This window comes from Streptomyces sp. NBC_00887, from assembly GCF_045207585.1.
The window spans coordinates 7774019-7792724 of the sequence record NZ_CP108788.1 but is presented as its reverse complement, the minus strand read 5'-3'; the positions used below and the strand labels follow the sequence as shown (position 1 = coordinate 7792724).

General features: G+C 70.5%; 17 protein-coding genes. 9 read left to right on the top strand and 8 right to left on the bottom strand.

The window, feature by feature from the left end:
- Positions 1-28: 28 nt before the first annotated feature.
- Complete coding sequence (gene glnA / locus OG844_RS35525; RefSeq protein WP_351173582.1) at positions 29-1438, top strand: type I glutamate--ammonia ligase; 1410 nt, start codon at positions 29-31, stop codon at positions 1436-1438.
- An 881-nt stretch (positions 1439-2319) separates the two neighbouring features.
- On the top strand, positions 2320-2820 hold the full coding sequence (locus OG844_RS35520) for a hypothetical protein (protein WP_406389546.1): 501 nt from the start codon (positions 2320-2322) through the stop codon (positions 2818-2820).
- A 347-nt stretch (positions 2821-3167) separates the two neighbouring features.
- Here OG844_RS35520 and OG844_RS35515 read toward each other — a convergent pair whose 3' ends face one another.
- From OG844_RS35515 to OG844_RS35495, 5 genes are all read right to left on the bottom strand, one after another.
- Positions 3168-4976 carry a choline/carnitine O-acyltransferase gene (locus OG844_RS35515; RefSeq protein WP_406389547.1) on the bottom strand — a complete coding sequence of 603 codons (1809 nt, stop codon included), beginning with the start codon at positions 4974-4976 and terminating at the stop codon, positions 3168-3170.
- A gap of 39 nt (positions 4977-5015) precedes the next feature.
- Positions 5016-5816, bottom strand: a complete 801-nt coding sequence (locus tag OG844_RS35510) for a class I SAM-dependent methyltransferase (protein ID WP_406389548.1) — start codon at positions 5814-5816, stop codon at positions 5016-5018.
- A 58-nt stretch (positions 5817-5874) separates the two neighbouring features.
- The gene (locus OG844_RS35505) at positions 5875-6738 is read right to left on the bottom strand and encodes an arpA protein (protein WP_406389549.1); all 864 of its coding nucleotides are present in this window, start codon (positions 6736-6738) and stop codon (positions 5875-5877) included.
- A gap of 106 nt (positions 6739-6844) precedes the next feature.
- A complete protein-coding gene (locus OG844_RS35500) occupies positions 6845-7651 on the bottom strand; it encodes a hypothetical protein (RefSeq protein ID WP_406389550.1) in 807 nt (268 codons plus the stop codon).
- Between the two features lie 118 nt (positions 7652-7769).
- Positions 7770-8039 carry a hypothetical protein gene (locus OG844_RS35495; protein ID WP_351176071.1) on the bottom strand — a complete coding sequence of 90 codons (270 nt, stop codon included), beginning with the start codon at positions 8037-8039 and terminating at the stop codon, positions 7770-7772.
- Positions 8040-8158: 119 nt separating this feature from the next.
- Between OG844_RS35495 and OG844_RS35490 the strand changes: the two genes are divergently transcribed.
- Together OG844_RS35490 and OG844_RS35485 are read left to right on the top strand one after the other, a co-directional pair.
- Positions 8159-8518 (top strand): arsenate reductase family protein, encoded by a 360-nt coding sequence (locus OG844_RS35490; RefSeq protein ID WP_406389551.1) that lies wholly within the window; start codon positions 8159-8161, stop codon positions 8516-8518.
- A 38-nt stretch (positions 8519-8556) separates the two neighbouring features.
- Entirely contained in the window at positions 8557-9501 is a 945-nt protein-coding gene (locus OG844_RS35485; protein WP_406389552.1) for a hypothetical protein, read from the top strand.
- A gap of 5 nt (positions 9502-9506) precedes the next feature.
- On the opposite strand, the gene OG844_RS35480 is transcribed toward OG844_RS35485, so the two are convergent.
- A complete protein-coding gene (locus tag OG844_RS35480) occupies positions 9507-10004 on the bottom strand; it encodes a carboxymuconolactone decarboxylase family protein (RefSeq protein ID WP_406389553.1) in 498 nt (165 codons plus the stop codon).
- Between the two features lie 47 nt (positions 10005-10051).
- Here OG844_RS35480 and OG844_RS35475 point away from each other — a divergent pair, with 47 nt between their 5' ends.
- Together OG844_RS35475 and OG844_RS35470 are read left to right on the top strand one after the other, a co-directional pair.
- Positions 10052-11461: a PLP-dependent aminotransferase family protein gene (locus OG844_RS35475; protein WP_406389554.1), complete on the top strand. Its 1410-nt coding sequence runs from the start codon at positions 10052-10054 to the stop codon at positions 11459-11461.
- A gap of 110 nt (positions 11462-11571) precedes the next feature.
- Complete coding sequence (locus tag OG844_RS35470) at positions 11572-12258, top strand: hypothetical protein (RefSeq protein WP_406389555.1); 687 nt, start codon at positions 11572-11574, stop codon at positions 12256-12258.
- An 18-nt stretch (positions 12259-12276) separates the two neighbouring features.
- Here the strand turns inward: OG844_RS35470 and OG844_RS35465 are convergent, their stop codons facing one another.
- Positions 12277-13299, bottom strand: coding sequence for a Gfo/Idh/MocA family protein (locus OG844_RS35465; RefSeq protein WP_406389556.1), 1023 nt, complete (start codon positions 13297-13299; stop codon positions 12277-12279).
- A gap of 227 nt (positions 13300-13526) precedes the next feature.
- Between OG844_RS35465 and glnII the strand changes: the two genes are divergently transcribed.
- The 3 genes from glnII (at position 13527) to OG844_RS35450 (ending at position 16480) form a co-directional block, all read left to right on the top strand.
- Positions 13527-14546 carry a glutamine synthetase gene (glnII, locus tag OG844_RS35460; protein WP_329211796.1) on the top strand — a complete coding sequence of 340 codons (1020 nt, stop codon included), beginning with the start codon at positions 13527-13529 and terminating at the stop codon, positions 14544-14546.
- An 87-nt stretch (positions 14547-14633) separates the two neighbouring features.
- Complete coding sequence (locus OG844_RS35455) at positions 14634-15545, top strand: DUF6891 domain-containing protein (RefSeq protein WP_406389557.1); 912 nt, start codon at positions 14634-14636, stop codon at positions 15543-15545.
- Positions 15546-15850: 305 nt separating this feature from the next.
- The gene (locus tag OG844_RS35450; protein WP_406389558.1) at positions 15851-16480 is read left to right on the top strand and encodes a winged helix-turn-helix domain-containing protein; all 630 of its coding nucleotides are present in this window, start codon (positions 15851-15853) and stop codon (positions 16478-16480) included.
- A 51-nt stretch (positions 16481-16531) separates the two neighbouring features.
- On the opposite strand, the gene OG844_RS35445 is transcribed toward OG844_RS35450, so the two are convergent.
- Positions 16532-18661: an MMPL family transporter gene (locus OG844_RS35445; RefSeq protein ID WP_406389559.1), complete on the bottom strand. Its 2130-nt coding sequence runs from the start codon at positions 18659-18661 to the stop codon at positions 16532-16534.
- Positions 18662-18706 lie beyond the last annotated feature (45 nt).

The window sequence follows — 18706 nt, the reverse complement described above, 5'->3', positions numbered from 1 at the left end:
TCTCCGGGTCGGGAGTAGGAGGAGTTGGATGTTCCAGAACGCCGACGACGTGAAGAAGTACATCGCCGACGAAGACGTCAAGTTCATCGACGTCCGGTTCTGCGACCTGCCCGGTGTGATGCAGCACTTCACCATCCCGGCGGCGGTCTTCGACCCGAACGAGGAGCTTGCGTTCGACGGCTCGTCGATCCGCGGTTTCCAGGCCATCCACGAGTCCGACATGGCGCTCCGCGCGGACATCTCGACCGCCCGCGTCGACCCGTTCCGCCGCGACAAGACCGTCAACATCAACTTCTTCATCCACGACCCGATCACGGGCGAGCAGTACAGCCGTGACCCGCGGAACGTGGCCAAGAAGGCCGAGGCCTACCTCGCCTCGACCGGCGTCGCCGACACCGCGTACTTCGGTCCCGAGGCCGAGTTCTACGTCTTCGACAACGTCCGCTTCCAGACGTCGGCGAACGAGAGCTTCTACCACATCGACTCCGAGGCCGGAGCCTGGAACACCGGGTCCGAGGACAACAACCGCGGCTACAAGGTCCGCTACAAGGGCGGCTACTTCCCGACCCCGCCGGTCGACCACTTCGCCGACCTGCGTGCCGAGATCTCCCTGGAGCTGGACAAGAACGGCCTCCAGGTCGAGCGCCAGCACCACGAGGTCGGCACCGCCGGCCAGGCGGAGATCAACTACAAGTTCAACACGCTGCTCGCCGCGGCCGACGACCTGATGCTCTTCAAGTACATCGTGAAGAACGTCTCCTGGCGCAACGGCAAGACCGCGACCTTCATGCCGAAGCCGATCTTCGGTGACAACGGCTCGGGCATGCACGTCCACCAGTCGCTGTGGCAGGGCGGCACGCCGCTCTTCTACGACGAGCAGGGTTACGCCGGCCTGTCGGACATGGCCCGCTACTACATCGGCGGCATCCTGAAGCACGCCCCGTCGCTGCTGGCCTTCACCAACCCGACGGTGAACTCCTACCACCGCCTGGTCCCGGGCTTCGAGGCCCCGGTCAACATGGTGTACTCGCAGCGCAACCGCTCCGCCGCGATGCGTATCCCGATCACGGGCTCCAACCCGAAGGCCAAGCGCGTCGAGTTCCGCGCCCCGGACCCGTCCTCGAACCCGTACCTGGCGTTCTCGGCCCTGCTGATGGCCGGCCTGGACGGTGTGAAGAACAAGATCGAGCCCCCGGAGCCGATCGACAAGGACCTGTACGAGCTGGCCCCCGAGGAGCACGCGGGCGTCCAGCAGGTCCCGACCTCGCTCCCGGCGGTCCTCGACGCCCTCGAGGCGGACCACGACTACCTCCAGGCCGGCGGCGTCTTCACGCCCGACCTGATCGAGACGTGGATCGACTACAAGCGCACGAACGAGATCGCCCCGATCCAGCTGCGCCCGCACCCGCACGAGTTCGAGCTGTACTTCGACATCTAGGAAGGCCACAGGTCAGAGTGGGTTTCCACTCGCCTGGGCCGTCTGTGGGCCGTCGGCCGTGTTCTTCCCCTCTCGGAAGACACGGCCGACGGCCTTTTCTGCGGTCGGCATCTGAGGTCCTATTTCGACCAGCCGTTGGAGCTGTCGCGGTACCTGGCTGCGGAGCGTCCGGTGGCGGATGGTGAGCTGTCGCAGGAGCAGCCGGGGAAATCTTGTCGGCATTGGTGCAGGCAATGGTGGCTGGTCCACCGGCGCCGCCGCAGGCAGCCCCATCGGTGGTCGTCTCCTCGTCGCCGGGACAGCAGGGCACCTGAGGTTTGCGGGTTGTTGCCATAGATGCCAAGGAGCGAACCGCCAAGCGGGTTTCAGCCCGGTCGCCAGGCCTCCCCTGCCGGGGGGAGCGTCCACAGCGTCCGCCGGTCTCTCCCCTGAGAGTCGTCTTGACCTGCGGTGATGCTCTTAGGAGGTGGGGTCTTGCGGACGCTGGCGGACGCTATACATTTTGTTTAGCGTCCGCAGTATCTGCGCAGGTCAAAGGTGACGCGAATACGGATGCGGACGCTGTCTTCTCTCAACTCTCTAGTAAGAGGGGCGGTGAGAGCCAAGCGGAATGACAGCCCGCCCCTGAAATGCCTCGGAGAACTCCCCGTGAGGGACGGGGCCGGGCATCCTCAAGCACCCATGCCCTTGCTGCTCGGTCGTGGCTACGGACGGCATTTCAGCAGGGGGCGCTTTCGCGGGAGCAGGCACCGCGTCGGGAGCGTTGCTCAAGACCTGTGGATCGGTGTAGGGGGACGCGCGAAGGGCGTATCTTCCCGAGTGATCCTGTGACGGTCATCGAGTAGGCCGACGTTGGCGCGTCGGTCGGGAAGGCACGCCGCGTGACCGACCAGCCCTTCGACGAGGAGCCCCCCGAGCACCTCCGCTACCGCAGCTACCTGCAGGATCTGGAAGATGTCTCGGAGGCGGACGAGGCCACCCTGGTGGCCACCGTCCTGCACGATCCGCACGTATCGATGGCGGAGGCCGCAGTCAACCGCCACCTCGAGCGTCGGGTCGCCCACCTGCTGACCGACCCGGCGTTCACCGCTTGGGCCCACACCTTCGCGACCGTAATCGGGGACCGCCCCTTCCTCGCCCGTCGGCTGCGCGAGTGGACCCTGCTCAGAGCAGTCGCGCTGGATGAGCCATGGACCGCAGAGGAGCTCACCACCGCATCCGACTGGTTCCAACGCACGGCCACGTTCGTACTCGTCGTCACCTCACATGAGGCCCTCAGCCTGCTCGCCGAACGGGGACGAACCCGCCGCGTCCGGAACGCAGCGAGCCGCCGACTGCAAGATTTGGATCAACGCCAATCCGACACGATCCACAAGTCTTGACGATTCCTCCGCGTCGGTCCTGCACAAGCAAGAGGAGTACCACCCCCGCCGGGACGTGCTCCTCTTGTTGTTCGACGGGTGCAGCGTCGCGGGAAGAGACCATCCCTCCGGCAGGTCTGGATATCGCTCGTCGTGGCGACCGAGGTCCTGCCGCTGCTCGTCAACGCGTGCTCGGCGGAGTGCGTCGGTGCGCTGCCGGCTCCGGCGGAGGGCTACGTCACCACGCCGCACCGCGGCGGGCCGGATGCCGGCCGGCCGTCGACGCACTGCTTAGGGCCCGGTGAAGGCCCGCCGGGGTGGGCGGGCGGCGGGCTGAGCCGCAACGGCCGCTCGCCGCCCGCCCGTTGTCAGCCCGCCAGCAGCTCGCGCAGTTCCGCGACCGCCTCGCGGAGGCGGTCCGCGAAGGCGTGCATCTGGGCGGCCACGGGGAGCGGGGTGCTCAGGTAGAGGTTGAAGCGGTCGGGCAGCAGGACGTAGGCGATGCCGATGCACTTGCTGCTCGTGGAGCCGAAGCCGAAGTACTGGATGTTCTCCGACGGGGCCGAGCTGGTGCTGAGGTAGTCGTCCCGCATCGTGAGCCAGCCCGGTGAGCGGTACAGGGCGGGCTGTTCGGTGATCCCGAGCTCGGCGCCGCGGCGGCGCTGGATGAGTTCCAGCTCCCACAGGTGCTGCTCGGGGGCGTCCCCGACCTGGCATTCCTTCGCACGGGTCACATGGGCGGTCGCGGCGGCGCGGAACGCGGCGCGGCGGGTGTCGCGGTCCGCCGCCGGGTCGTCCATCGCGGCGACGAAGGCCGGCATCTCGGGGGTGACGACGCGCATCGCCTCGGTGCGGCCGTGGCGGAACTGGCGGGTCGCGATCGACTCGTAGGTGGCTCCGAGATGCCCCTTGGCGCGCTGGTGGGCCAGCTGGTAGGCGGCCTGGACGAACGCGTCCGGTGACACGCCGAGCGCCTTGGCCGCGGTGCTGCCGAAGTCGGCGAAGGAGACCGTGCTGGTGGCGGTGGCGGCGCCGTACGCGGCGAACGACTCGGCGGCGGAACGCACCTGGGCCCTCTGGGTGTCGTCCAGCTCGAACGCGAGGGGCTGCGGGACCGGTTGTCCCTGCGCGCGGGCGCCGGACCGGCCGGCGTGCTCCTCGGGCGGGGTGCTGAGCAGCGCGTCGGTGAAGCTGAGGATGGTCGTCCCGTCGAGCTCGCAGTGCTCCACGTTGATTCCGGCCCGGCCGTCGGTGTAGACGACAAAGGAGACGGCCTTGTCGAACCAGCGGTTGCCCCGGTCCCCGTACAGCAGTTCGTCGCAGGTGGCCTTCGTGTCCTCGGGTGCGAAGTCCTCCAGACAGACGCAGAACAGCGCGGTCTCGATGACGTCCAGGGTCTCGGCGTTGCGGGGGTGGGCGAGGAGGGTGTCCCGGGCCGCCGCCCATTCCGCGCGCGCCATGCTGGTGAGGTGGCCGGCCCGGTCCGCCTCGTCCGTGTGCACGTCGGCCTTGGTCACGGCGCGCAGTCCGGCTTCGATCTCGTCGAGGCTGTGCGGGGTGCCGTCCTCACCGAGTACGTCCAGCCGGAACATGCTGCCCCGGAAGAACACGACGATGTGCCGGGCCGTGGAGGGGCCGGGCGCGCTGTCGCTGTACGGGGCGCGGACGGTGTCCAGTGGGACGCCGGGAATACGGGTCGTCGAGAACAGGTACTTGTTCTGCACCATCGACTGCGGCACTCCGCGCTGCTCCACCGGCGCGATGAGGCCCTCGTCCAGCTGCCGCTTGTAGTTGAGCGCCCCGGCGACGAGTCCGGCCGCCCGGTCGAGCTGCCCCTGGCCGGTGTCCTGGAACAGGAAGAAGAAGTTGGCGTTGAGCGCGATCCGGTCCCGGCGGCCGAGGTAGCGGTACGGCCAGAAGGTGTCGAGCCAGCTGTGCACACCCTCCGTGCCGTCGTACTCCTCCAAGGCCGCGTGCAGGACCCGGCCGGGTCCGTCGGGCCGCAGGAAGGCGGCGACCTCGGCCTCGGTGGCCGCCCGCTCCTCGGCGGTCAGGAGCGGTGCGCTCCAGGCGAGGAACCTTTCGCAGCTCGCTTCGAGCGTGGGCAGCGGCACACGCGGAAGGTCGCCCTCCCTGGCGAAGGTGGCGCTGACCGCGACTTCCTGGCTGACGTTCAATTCGGCTCTGCTTTCGGTTGGTGGGAAGGGTGGCGGGTGTCAGTTGGGGCGCGAGAGGTAGAGCTGTGCGTACATCCAGCCTTCCTCCTCCAGGCCCCGCGCATCCACTCCGGCCGCCGCCATGCTGTCCAGCACGCGTGTTTGTTCCTGCGGGTCGGCGAACTTCCTCTGCTTGAAGACGTCGTCGACCCGGACGGTGCGGTATCCGAGCCCGGCCAGGGCGTCCTCGACCGGGTCGAAGGGGAACATCCGCAGGACGAAGTGCGCCATCCAGGGGCGCCGTTCGCCCTGCGCCCGCACGACGCGGGTGAGGGTCCGCTCGGTGACGTAGCCGATGCAGCCCGTCGAGATCACGATGTCCGTCCCGGCGAGCCGGGCATGCTGCTCCGGTGTGGGGTCGTCCCTCTCCAGGTCGGCGTGGACCGTTTCGTCGAGGAATCCGGCAGCGCGGGCGTAGGCGAGTGCGCTGGTGGAGGCGTCCAGGCCGGTGAAGCGGAGGCCGTGGGCGGGGCTGCGGGAGCGGGAGAGGTCACGGTCGCGTGCCAGGAGCTCCTCGTGGGACATCCCGGCGGCGTCGCCGTAGCGCGTGTACAGCTCGTCCATCGTCGCGTCGTACTTCAGCAGGGCGGCGTTGATCCCGTAGGAGCAGCCGATGTCCAGGACGGTCGGGACGGACACCTCCTCGGCCTCCCGGTACTCCTTGATGAGCTTCTCGAAGTAGGGCTTGGCCTGTTGGGGGACGCAGTAGCCGAGGGGGCGGAGCACCTGGAAGTACGTGCGCGGGTCGGGCGCGGTGTAGATGTGGTCGAGCGAGACTTTTCCGTTCGCGTCGAAACGCAAGGGGTTACTCCTCCGTGGATCGCGGGGCGGGGCAGGAACGGTCTGCGCGGACCGCCCGCTAGTCCAGCAGCTTGTCTCCCCGTACGGCCCGGCCTTCGGCGGCCAGGTGCGCGGGCAGGACGCGGCCGAAGAGCTGCCGGGTGCGTGCCACGCTCCCGATGACGCCGGGGTGCTCGCTGTAGGCGAAGATCGCGGAGTGGCGTGCCACGTCGCCCCGTACGGGGCTGACGCGGTGCAGTGAGTAGCGGCCCTTGAAGAGCTGCAGGTCGCCCGGCCGCAGGGGCAGTCGGTCGCCCTCGGTGCGGCCGTCCAGTACGTCGCGGACGGCGTCGAAGTGCTCGTCCTCGGCGGTCCTGATGTTCGGGCAGTACTCGAAGTCACCGCCGGACCGGGCCTGCTGGGTCAGCATGCTCACCGTGTACTCGTTGGTGTCGAAGTGCCACGGGTGCTCCATGCCCGGCCGTACGACGTTGAGGACGAGCCCGGAGAGCGGGTCGGCGAGCTCGTGCAGCCCCGGCAGTCCGAAGCAGTCGGCCACGAAGCGCTGGAACACCTCGTGCGTGTAGAGCCGGCTGATGAGGGCGCCCTCGGGGACGCGGTCGCGCGCGACGAACGCGTTGCCCCGTCGGAAGGTGCGGCGGCCGGGGTGGTCCTCGGGCAGGTCCGCGTCCACGGAGATGTTGTAGACGTTGACGGTCTCGACGTCGAAGTACGCCTGGGATGCGATGGCCGCGCACTCCTGGCGCAGCACGTCGTGGAGCGACGGGCGGATGAAGTCCGGCAGTACGGTGCAGCCGACCGTGGCCAGTTCGTGCCGGGCCCTGTCGATCACCGCCCGCCCCTCGACGCTTCCGGGGTCGGACAGGGGGTAGCGGTCCGTGTCGACCACCTGGTCGAGCGTGATGGCTTGCAGAGTGCTCAATTCGACCCTCTCCACGCGCGCGTCGATAACTCAACTGGGGAGTAACAGAGTTGAAGTTCCCACAGTGCCGTCATGTTGTCTGTGACACGCCACACCTTGACGCCCGTCAGCCGAGATCGATCACCGGGCGGACATGGAAGTCCTCGAACATGTCCTCTCCCCCAGGCCCGTTGAGGAAGTCCGCCAGGGACGGGTTGTGGTTGGCGGTTGCCAGCGGCAGCCACTCCAGGAAGGTGCCGTAACCCCCGCAGACCGCTTCCCCGCCGTCCCCGCCGTATACGGACCCGGGGTCGGATGTCATCTCCGCCGTGTCGTAGACGTCGAAGGCGATACGCAGACCGAAGGCGTTGGGCCGGTGCTGCGGTCCTGGGCCGCTGCCGTACGGCAGCGTGTCCGACGGACAGTCGTTCCCCCAGCGGAACAGCGTCCGCGCGCCCGCCCCGCAGGCGTGCTCCCACTCGTCGGGAGCCGGCAGCCGCAGACCGCGCCCGGCGAGCAGCGCCGGTACCAGGCCCGGGAGTTCGGAGAGCTTCCCGGGCTCCACCGCCATCAGCACGGTGGGCAGCGTGACGGTGCGCCGCGGCGTCATCACGCGCGCCAGGTGGGCCCGTGGGTCCTCGTCGAAGCCGAAGCCGCCGTCGAGGCTCTCCTCCCGGTACGAGACGAGCTGCTCGGGCATCGGCTGCCAGGTGTCCGGATCGAAGCCGACGGTCACCCGGCCCCCGGGTATCAACGCGTATTCCTCACCCGCCCGTTCGACGACGGCGCGGTGCAGGACACCACCGAGGTGCGGGGTGCCGTCCAGCCGGACGAGCCGGCCGTCCACCCGGCGGGCGGCTTCCCCGGCGTAGCGCGTGGCCGCGTCCCGGTCCAGGGCGCGCCAGTGGTCGAAGGTCAGGTCGACGAGTGACATGGCGTGCAGTCTGGCACTGCCTTCCCCCTCACCCGTCTCCCCCTCTCTCGCTCTCTCGCTCTCTCGCAGAAGGGGACATGCCTGTGCCCCCGGTCTCCCGGGGGCACAGGTGCCGGTGTCAGCGGCCGTAGCGGATCAGGGCGCGGACCATGCGGCAGGTGGTGTCGGACGGCGGGTGGATGGCGAGGCGTTCGGCTGTCGCACGGATCCTGTCGTTGTCGGCGCTCGACGGCTGGTAGACGCCCGTGTCGAGCAGGGCTATCGCCAGGCGCATGGCCTTGAGGCGGCGATTGTGGGAGACGTACCACTCGCGGGGCCTGCCCGCGGGGAGCGGCTTCTTCCGCAGCGGCTTGTTCAGCGGCTCGGTCGTGACTGTGGCGACGGCCATCGGCAACCTCCTGGCACAGTGGTGGAACCCTCACGAACTCCCTCCATTTTACTGCCCGCCACTGACAATCGCCCCTGGCCAGAGGCCTTTTCGAGGATCCCTCCCGTACCCTTGGCCCCATGGAGATCTGGATCAACCCCGCCTGTTCCAAGTGCCGCAGCGCAGTCGATCTGCTCGACGCCGAGGGCGCCGACTACACCGTCCGGCGCTACCTGGAGGACGTGCCCTCCCCCGACGAGATCCGGGCGGTCCTCGACCGGCTCGGGCTGGAGCCGTGGGACATCACCCGGACCCAGGAGGCCGTGGCGAAGGAGCTCGGGCTCAAGGAGTGGCCGAAGGAGGCCGGTTCGCGCGAGCGGTGGATCGAGGCGCTGGCGGAGCACCCGAAGCTGATCCAGCGGCCGATCATCACCGCCGACGACGGGACCGCCGTGGTGGCGCGGTCGGAGGACGCCGTACGGGACGCGCTCGGGCGGTGACTCGGGCGGTGAGCGGACGCGTCCCGGGCACTCCCGGCATGAATGTCTGTACCGGCTTCGTCGTCAGCGGCACCGTGGACGGCGCGGACGCCACCTCCACCCCGGACGAGGTCACCGCGCTCCTCGGGAACGGGTACGCGGAGACCTGCCGCAAGGGCCTGTTGCTGCGGTCCTACAGCCTCGCCGAGTTCGCCTGGCAACGGGAGTCGCCGAAGGCACCGTGGCTGGGGCTCCATGTTATGGTCCAGGCCCACCGGCTCGAAGTGCCCCTGCTCGTCGATGACCTGGCGGCAGCACTGGACCGGCTGGGGTTCCCGCTCGTCGAGGTGGCCCCGGACGGGCTGGGGTGCCGGCGCTTCGTACGTGAGGACAGCGGGGTCGGGTTGCTGGTCGACGGGGAGGACGGGGCGGTACTCAAGCTCTCGGCGCCGGCATGGTTCGGGCCGGGGCCCCGGAGCGAGCGGGCCCGCTGGTCGTCGGAGACCCTCCGGAACCGGGTGGCGCATCTGGCGGGGCTCGACCAGGACGAGCGGGAGCGGTGGGCCGTGCGGCGTCGTCCGGAGGAGCCGCAGGAGCGCGCGGCCTGGTGGTGGTTCCTGTGGTTGGCCTCCGGCCGGAGGGACGCCGGGGGCACGGACGAGGAGCGGGCCCGCCGGGCCGGGCTCGGGCTCTGGCTGCTCCGGGAGTGCGAGGCGGCCGGGGCCGTCGGCCGCGTGGAGGCCCTTCTCCGGATGGCCCGGTCCGGGCTGCTGCCGCCGGACGAGACGGTACGCACCTGCCTTGACGGCATCCGGGTGTCCCGGGCCGGCGTGGCGACCCGGGACACCACGGCGTACTCGCGCGAGAACATCACGGTGATCAACCTCTCCCAGGAGGCCAAGCGCCTCTCGCTCGCCACCCGTGAGCACCTGCCCCACGTCCGCGACCCGGAACTGCGGGCCGAGGCGCAGGCCTGGCTGGAGCTCAGGGCACGACTGATGTAGCCGGATCAGCGTTCGTCCGTGCCCGCGCGCTTGGCCGTGGCGAGGGCGATGCGGTTCCAGGTGTTGATCGTGAGGATCAGGGCCAGGAGCCGGGCCAGTTCCTGCTCCTCGAAGTGCGTGGCGGCGCGCTCGTACACCGCGTCGGGCACTCCGGCGTCCGCGACGCGGGTGACCGCGTCCGTGAGGGCGAGGGCCGCCTGCTCCTTCGCCGTGAAGAAGTGCTCCGCCTCCTGCCACACGGCGACCATGTGCAGCCGCTCCTCGCTCTCGCCCGCCTTGCGGGCGTCGCAGGTGTGCATGTGGAGGCAGTACGCGCAGTGGTTGAGGTGCGAGGAGCGGATCTGGACCAGCTCCACCAGGGTCGGGTCCAGGCCCTCGCGGGCCGCCGCGTCGAGGCCGATCACGGCGCGGAACACCTTGGGGGCGGCCTTTGCGAAATTGAGCCGGACGGTGGAGGCGGTGGGGGAGGCGTCGGTGGCGGGCTTGATCTCCGTGGTCGTCATGGGTACGAATCTAGGAGGTTCGGTGACTGGTTACGAGGTGCATTTCGGTGACGGATTCCTGGGTCAATTCTGCGGAGATCCTGGGCAGCGATCTGCCGCTCGAGCTGTCGGGCACCGGCAACCGGCGGGCCGTTCTGATGCGGGCACTGCGCGAGGCGATCCGGAACGGGCGGCTGGCCCCGGGGACCCGGCTGCCGCCGTACCGTTCGCTCGCCGTGGATCTCGGGCTGGCCCGCAACACCGTGGCCGACGCCTACGCCGAACTCGTCGCCGAGGGCTGGCTCGCCGCCCGCCAGGGTTCGGGGACCAGGGTCGCCGAGAGGGCCGCGCCCCTCACCCGGACGTACCGGCAGCGCACCCGCGAGCGGCCCGCCCGGCCGGTCCACGATCTCGTCCAGGGGAGGCCGGACCCCTCGGTCTTCCCGCGGACCGCCTGGCTGGCCTCCGCCCGTCGGGCACTGGACCGCGCCCCGCACGACGCCTTCGGGCCCGGTGATCCGCACGGGCGGCCCGAGCTGCGCGAGGCCCTGACCGCCTATCTCGCCCGGGTGCGCGGCGTGCGGACCTCGCCCGAGCGGATCGTGCTCTGTTCGGGCGCCGCCCACGGGCTGCGGCTGCTGGCGGACGTGGTGGGCGGGCCGTGGGCGGTCGAGGCCTACGGGCTGCCGTTCCATCGTGAGCTGCTGGCCGGTCACGGGGTCCGGACCCGACCGGTCACCGTCGACGAACACGGTGCGCGGATCGGGGAGTTGGGGCGGAGGGAGCGGGCGGTACTGCTCACCCCGGCGCACCAGTTCCCGACCGGCGGTCCGCTGCATCCGGAGCGCCGTGCCGCCGCGGTCGACTGGGCGCGGGCGACCGGCGGCCTGGTCGTGGAGGACGACTACGACGGGGAGTTCCGCTACGACCGGCAGCCGGTGGGCGCGGTGCAGGGACTCGATCCCGAGCATGTGGTGCTACTCGGGTCCGTGAGCAAGAGCCTCTCCCCCACGCTGCGGATCGGCTGGATGGTGCTGCCCGAACGTCTGGTGGACGGTGTACTCACGGCGAAGGGTGAGCGGGAGCAGTGGTCGAGCGCCACGGAGCAGCTGACGCTCGCGGACTTCGTCGAGTCGGGTTCGTACGACCGGCAGGTGCGCCGGATGCGCCAGCGCCACCGGCGGCGTCGCGATCAGCTGGTGGCGGCTCTGGAGCGGCGCGCCCCGCAGGTACGGGTGTCCGGGATCGCCGCGGGACTGCACGCCGTGCTGGAACTGCCGCGCGGCACGGAGCGTTCGGTGGTGCGGGCCGCGGCCTGGCAGGGGCTGGCGGTGGACGGGCTCTCCTCGTACCTGCACCCGGCCGCCGTCGGCGCGGCGGCACGGCGGGACGGCCTGGTCGTGGGCTATGCGACACCGCCGGAGCACGCGTACGAGGAGGCGCTCGCCGCGCTGTGCCGGGCACTGCCCCCGGAGTGATACCGGGACGGCCGTTGAAACGAAGGGGCCGGTTACCCGTACGTAGGGACACACACGCACCGCACCGGCCGGAGTGCAGTTCGCGCCCCGGCCGAGGACAGGAGCCCTACGTGTCACGCAAGAAGACCATCGGCCGGAAGAAGAAGCTCGCCCTGCTCGCCGGGGCCGTCGCGCTCGCCGGAGGGACCGCGGCCGTGCTGGCCGGGACCAGTCAGGCGTCGCAGTCGCCCTCGGCGGACGCCTCGTCGGTCGTCTGTACGGGGCTGGCCACGGCCCTGAGCAACAACGAGCAGTTCATCGCCGGTCAGCGGGCGAATCCGGACGCCCTGTCGGAGGCCCGGATCGAGAACCGGGAGGCGGTCCTCGCGCAGATCCGGCGCCAGCAGGCAGCCTCGGGATGCGGGGGCGAGGCCGCTCCGCCCGCCGCTCCCCCGGCGGAGCCCCCTGCCGCCTCGCAGCCCGGGGAGGCGCCGGCCGGGGAAGCGCCGGAGGCTCCGGCCGGAGAACCGACGGACGCCGCGCCGCCCGGCGGCGGGGACCAGGCGGCCGGGGAGGTCGTCTGTGCCGGGTCCACCGTGACGCTCTCGGGCGAGGGTGGCGCCCCTGCCGCGTCCAGCAGCCAGTTCCCCGTCGGCACCGAGCTCAAGGTGACCAACCTCGACAACGACAAGGCGACGACCGTGCAGGTCACCTCCGTGTCGGGCAGCTGCGCGCTGCTCAACAACGCCGCGTTCGAGCAGGTCCGCGAGCCCGGCAAGTTCCTGATCCGCAACGCCCGCATCGAGCGCGTGGGCTGAGCGAGGAGGTGCCCGGGCTCAGGAGCGCGCGGGCACCGGCCCCAGTCGCGCTTCGGCCTGCGCGGGCACCGGCCCCAGTCCCGCTTCGGCCTGCGCGGGCACCGGCCCCAGTCCCGCTTCGGCCTGCGCGAGCAGCTCCGTGATCCGCAGCCCGAACCGTACGTCGCAGGGGTGCGCCACTCCCGTACGCGCCGCCTCCGCCAGTGCGTCCACGGCCGCCCGGAACCCACCGAGCGCGTCGTCGAACCCCGGAGGCAGGGCGGCCGTTCCGTGCTCGCCCCTGAACTCGACGTCCGTCCCCACCGCACCCACCGGTGCGTCCAGTGCGAGCGTCACCGTGCTGGACGCACCGGAGGTGTGCCGGAGCAGCAGGTGCGTGGTGTCGGCCGGTCCGCGTGCTGCCACGAGTTCCGTCACCTCCCCCAGCACCGGGATCAGCACCGAGAGGGCGTGCGGGCCGACGTCCCACAGGGCGCCCTTCTCGCGGCGCCAGACCGAGGCGGCGAACTCGTTGTTCGTCCCCGGGGCGTAGAGCGCACCGATCCACTGGGCCCGGGCCGTGAACCAGCCGCCCGCGGCGGACTGTTCGGCGATCCACCGGGCGGTTCCGGTGGCGAACCGGAGGGTGCAGAAGACCACCGAGGCGACCTGGGCCCGCTCCGCGGCCTCGGCGACCTCGCGCGCGCCCGCCACGGTCGTGGCGACCGGCTTGTCCATCAGCAGGTGGCAGCCGGCGGCCGCGGCGCGCGCCGCCAGGGGGGCCTGGATGTCGGGCGGTACGGCGAAGGCGACCGCGTCGCTCACGGCCAGGAGCGCGTCGATGCCCTCGTCGCCGGTGAACGCCTCGGTGCCGTGGGCGGCGGCGAGCGCCTCCGCCGCCTCGGACCGGCGGCCCCAGACGCCGCTCAGTACGACGCCGGGGTGTTCGGCGAGGGCGGGGGCATGGGTCATGCGGGCCCAGGGGCCCGCGCCGACGAGGCCGATCCGCATCGGGGTGCCCGGGGCGGGGCGGGGCGGTGTGGACGCAGATGGTGTGGTCATGCAGCCAGTGTGCCCGGCCCCTCCTGCGGCGCGGACCGGGGCCTTCCTGGGGCGTGGACCGTATCCAGTGCGCCGTACGGTGAGACGCCTCAGGGCCCGGGGCACCTGCTGCAGGGCATTCACAGGAAACCTCGGTAACACGTGGTTCACATTCGGGCAACGGACGGGAAATCGCGCCTTGCCAAGCTGCGCACCATAGACCGCAGCACCCGCAAAGGATGGCGTCCGTGACGTTCAAGGCTGAGTACATCTGGATCGACGGCACCGAGCCGACCGCCAAGCTTCGTTCCAAGACGAAGATCATGACCGATGGCGCGGAGCTGCCCATCTGGGGCTTCGACGGCTCGAGCACCAACCAGGCCGAGGGGCACGCCTCCGACCGGGTTCTGAAGCCGGTCTTCTCGTGTCCGGACCCGATCCGCGGCGGTGACGACGTACTCGTCCTGTGCGAGGTCTTCAACATCGACATGACGCCGCACGAGTCGAACACCCGCGCCGAGCTGCGCCCGGTCGCCGAGCAGTTCGCGGGCCAGGAGCCGATCTTCGGCATCGAGCAGGAGTACACGTTCTTCGACGGTCACCGTCCGCTCGGCTTCCCCGAGGGCGGTTTCCCGGCGGCTCAGGGCGGCTACTACTGCGGTGTCGGCTCGGACGAGATCTTCGGCCGCGACATCGTCGAGAAGCACCTCGACAACTGCCTGAAGGCGGGCCTCGCGATCTCCGGCATCAACGCCGAGGTCATGCCGGGCCAGTGGGAGTTCCAGGTCGGTCCGGTCTCTCCGCTGGAGGTCTCCGACCACCTGTGGATCGCCCGCTGGCTGCTGTACCGCACCGCCGAGGACTTCAACGTCTCCGCCACCCTCGACCCGAAGCCGGTCAAGGGCGACTGGAACGGCGCGGGCGCGCACACCAACTTCTCCACGAAGGCGATGCGCGAGGGCTACGAGGCGATCATCACCGCCGCCGAGTCGCTCGGTGAGGGCTCGAAGCCGATGGACCACGTCAAGAACTACGGCGCGGGCATCGACGACCGTCTGACCGGCCTGCACGAGACCGCCCCGTGGAACGAGTACAGCTACGGCGTCTCCAACCGCGGCGCCTCGGTGCGTATCCCGTGGCAGGTCGAGCAGGACCAGAAGGGCTACATCGAGGACCGTCGTCCGAACGCGAACGTCGACCCGTACGTCGTCACGCGGCTGATCGTCGACACCTGCTGCACCGCGCTGGAGAAGGCCGACCAGGTCTGATCCGCACGGCATGGTTCCACCGGCGAGGGCGCCCACCGACTGCGGTGGGCGCCCTCGCTGTCGGTGCTGTGTGCCAGAGTTCCGCCCATGCTCGACATCGCGGTGGAGACCGAGAACCAGCAGAGGCACCTGCGCGTCACCGAACAGGCCCTGAGCGCCCTGGTGCACCGGATCGGCGGGGAGTGCGACCGTTTCCTGGTGGTGCAGCGTGTTCCCGACCTGCCGGGCTTCTTCGTGCAGACGTGGCACGAGGAGGGCGGGAGCTACCGGCTGGAGTGCCGCGCCGGCAACGCCGCGAGTCATGTCGGGATCGACCTCGAATCGCCGGACGAGGTGGCCGGGGTGATGGCCCGGTGGGCGCGCCAGGAGCCGGACTGGGATGCCGGGATCGGCTGGGAGAGCGCCGGCATGCCTCCGGAGGAAGAGGTGCCCGAGCCTGCCCCGGAGATACGGGAGCAGTTGGAGGAGCGGATCCGGCTGTCGCTGCGGGGCGGATACGGCACCGTGAAGTCGCTGACCGAGACGGCCGAGGACCACCTGGTCAAGGACGGCGTCCGGCCGGTCACCATGGCGCAGGCGCGCAAGATCGTGGAGCGGTTGTGGCTGGAGCGGGTGGAGGAGCAGACGGGGTGGACGGATGTGACCGGCGCGGACCGCGTCGAGCGCGCCTTCGCCGCGCTGGACGGACGCGGGATCACCGCACGGGAGAACTTCACCTGTTGCCGTTCCTGCGGGACGGGGGAGATCCACTCGGAGGGGAGTGAGGACGCCCGCGGTTTCGTCTTCTTCCACTCCCAGGGCACGGATGCCGTCGCCGAGGGCCATGGACTCGCGCTGTACTACGGGGGCTTCGACGGCTCGGCGGCGACCACCGCGGCGGTGGGCCGTGAGGTCGCCGAGTCCCTGCGCGCGTCGGGGCTCCCGGTGGAGTGGGACGGTTCGCCGGACTCGTCGATCCTGGTGCCCGTCAAGGACTGGCGCAAGCGCCTCGTGGGCTGAGGTGCCGGTGGGGCGGAAGTCGCAGGTGAGGAAGGTAACTCGGCGGGACCGTATCGACGGGTGAGAGGGCTCTGCTACACAGCCGCAATCTCTGCTTCAATGGGGGCATGGCCAGCTTCCAGTACACCTCGTCGGGTCGCAGCGACCTCGAGCCGTTCTGGCCCTCTCGTCAGCATCATGACTTCGACCGGGTGTGTTGCCGCGCGTGGAACGCGCAGGCCCTCTAAAGCCGCTCACCCCGGTCTTCGGCCCGCGCGCACGACGTACGTCCCTCGACGACTCCTCGCGCGAAAGAGCTGACCCTCATGGCGAACACTCGTACCCTCTCCACCGCTTCGGCTGCCACCGCGGCCTCCGCGGTGTCCGCTGCGGCCACCACCACCGCCCGCAACACCCTCTCCCCCAACCGACACCGGCTGCGTGCCGTCGACCGTGACGAAGTCGTGGAGCTCGCCGATGTCGCCGGTTTCCTGCCGCCGGGCGCGACCTGGCTGCCCGCTCCGCAGCACACGCTTCCGGCACTGCCCGGCCGGCCGCCGATGATCGGCTACCTGGTGCTCGTCCCCGCGGACCAGCAGCCGGCGCTCGCCGGGGCCGTCGCCTCCTCCCAGCAGCGGCAGTTCGTGCCGGAGCCGGTCTCCGAGGCTCCGGCCGGCGGGCCCGTCCGGATCGACTCCACCCGGCGCACCGCGGCCGTGGACGGGGTGACCCTCGACCTCACGTACCTCGAATTCGAGCTGCTGGCGCACCTGGTGGCGCATCCGCACCGGGTGCACACCCGCGATCAGCTCGTGACGACGGTCTGGGGTTACGGGCACGTGGGCGACGGGCGCACCGTCGATGTCCATGTCGCACGGCTGCGCCGCAAGCTGGGTGCCGAGCACCGCCGTTCGATCCAGACCGTCCGGCGCGTGGGCTACAAGTACGCACCCTGACGGACAGGAGGGAGGCCCCGGGTTCCGGGGCCTCCCTCCTGTCCTTTTCGGTCAGCCGGGCGCTCCCGCCGTCACCTGGCCGGCGGCGGACTCGGCGGGCTCGCTGTGCTCCAGGCTCGGCAGCCGGGAGAGCCCGCGCGGAACCCGCCAGTTCCGCTCGCCCAGCAGCAGCATGACCGAGGGCAGCAGGACCATCCGTACGACTGTGGCGTCCAGCAGTACCGCGACGGCGAGGCCCACGCCCATCTGCTGCATGTCCTGCATGGACAGGGTTCCGAAGACGGCGAAGACGGCCACCATGATCGCCGCGGCGCCCGTCACCGCTCCCGCGGTGCGCCGGATGCCCATGTCGATCGAGGCGCGGGTGTCCAGCCCGCTGTCACGGGCTTCACGGATCCGTGAGACGACGAACACGTGGTAGTCCATCGAGAGGCCGAACAGGACCACCAGGACGAACAGCGGCATCCAGGACTCGATCGCGCCGACACCCTCCGAGCCGATCAGTTCGGCGCCCCAGCCGTGCTGGAAGACGGCGGTCATGACCCCGTAGGCGGCGCCGACGGAGAGCAGGTTCAGCAGGATCGACGTCACCGCGATGACGTAGCTGCGGAAGCAGAAGAGCATCAGGAGGAAGGTGACGGCGGTGATGAAGGCGAAGACCGGGACGATGCCGCGCTTCAGCTGGTCGTTGAAGTCGGCGGATGAGGCCACCTCACCGGTGACGTAGGCCTCGGCACCCGTCCCGTCGAAGGCTTCCGGCACCCGCCGGTCGCGCAGTTCGGCCAGGTCGTCCTTGCCGCCGGGCAGCGGGACCTCGATCTCCGCGACGTTCTGCGCCGCGTGAACGGTCACCCGGTCGAAGGACGCGAGTGCGGTACGGACCTCGGGTGCGCCGATGTCGTCGGCCCTGACGACGACGAGGGCGGGGGCGGGGCCGCCCGGGAAGCTGTCGGAGATGCGCCCGTAGTCGATCGCCAGCTGTGAGTCCGAGCCGAACTGCTCCTCCAGGCCGAGCTGTTCGGTCTTCATGCCGACTGCGGGCGCGGCCAGGGCGAGCAGGACGAGGACCGCCGCCACGGCGAAGACCTTCGGCGCGGCCAGGACGGGCCCCAGCACCCTGCCCGCGATGCCGCCGCTCGCCTTCGCGCCCCGCCTGCCGCCCCGGTTGAGGAGCGGTACCCGTCCTGCGTCGATCCGGTCGCCGAGCCAGGACAGCAGCGCGGGCAGCACGGTCACGGAGCCGAGCATCGCGATGAACACGACGATGATCGTGGCGAGCGCGAAGCCCTTGAACAGCAGCAGGCCGGACAGGAACATGCCGGCCATCGCGACCATGACGGTCAGCCCGGAGACGAGGACGGCCCGCCCGCTGGTGGCGGCGGCGATGCGCAGCGCGGTCTCGGCGTCGCGTCCCGCGGCCCGCTCGTCGCGTTCGCGCCGCAGGTAGAAGAGGCAGTAGTCGACGCCGACGGCGAAACCCATCAGGAACATCACGGAGTACGTGGTCTGGAAGAGGTGCAGCTGGTGACTGGCGAGCGACAGCAGCCCGAACGCGGCCATGCAGGCGGTCAGCGCGAGGCCGACCGGCAGCAGCGCGGCCACGACGGCACCGAAGGCGACCAGCAGGATGCCCAACGCCAGGGGTACGGCGGTGAACTCGGCCTTGCGGAAGTCCTCGGACAGCAGATCGCCGAGCCACTTCCCCGCACTGGCCTCGCCGAACTGGTGGACCGCGACATCGCTGTGGCGCTCACGTACACCGGACACCGCGTCCAGTACCGGCTGCACCCGGTCGGCGGAGGACGCCGCGTCGCCCTTCATCTCGAAGGTGATCAGCGCGTCCTTCCCGTCCTTCGAGGGGACCGGAGCCGCGAGGTTCCGGACCTCTCCGGTCGCGCTCAGAGCGGCGGAGATCTCACCGGCCGCCGTGCGCCAGTCACCGGCACCGGCCGCGGACACCATGACCAGCTCCCCGGCAGGGTGGCCGAGACCCGCGTCGTCGAGGATCCGCTCGGCCCGGGCGGAGTCGCCGGCACCGTTCTCCGACTCGGACATCTCGACCATGCCGGACGCACCACCGATCCCGGCGGCGAGCACGACGAAGAGCAACCAGCCGAGAACGGCCGTCTTACGGTGGTGTGCGCTCCACACACCGATGCTTGCCGCGAGGTTGCGCCTCATGCGGTATCGCCCCCAGAAACAGCGTCGGACAGGATGCATCCGAAT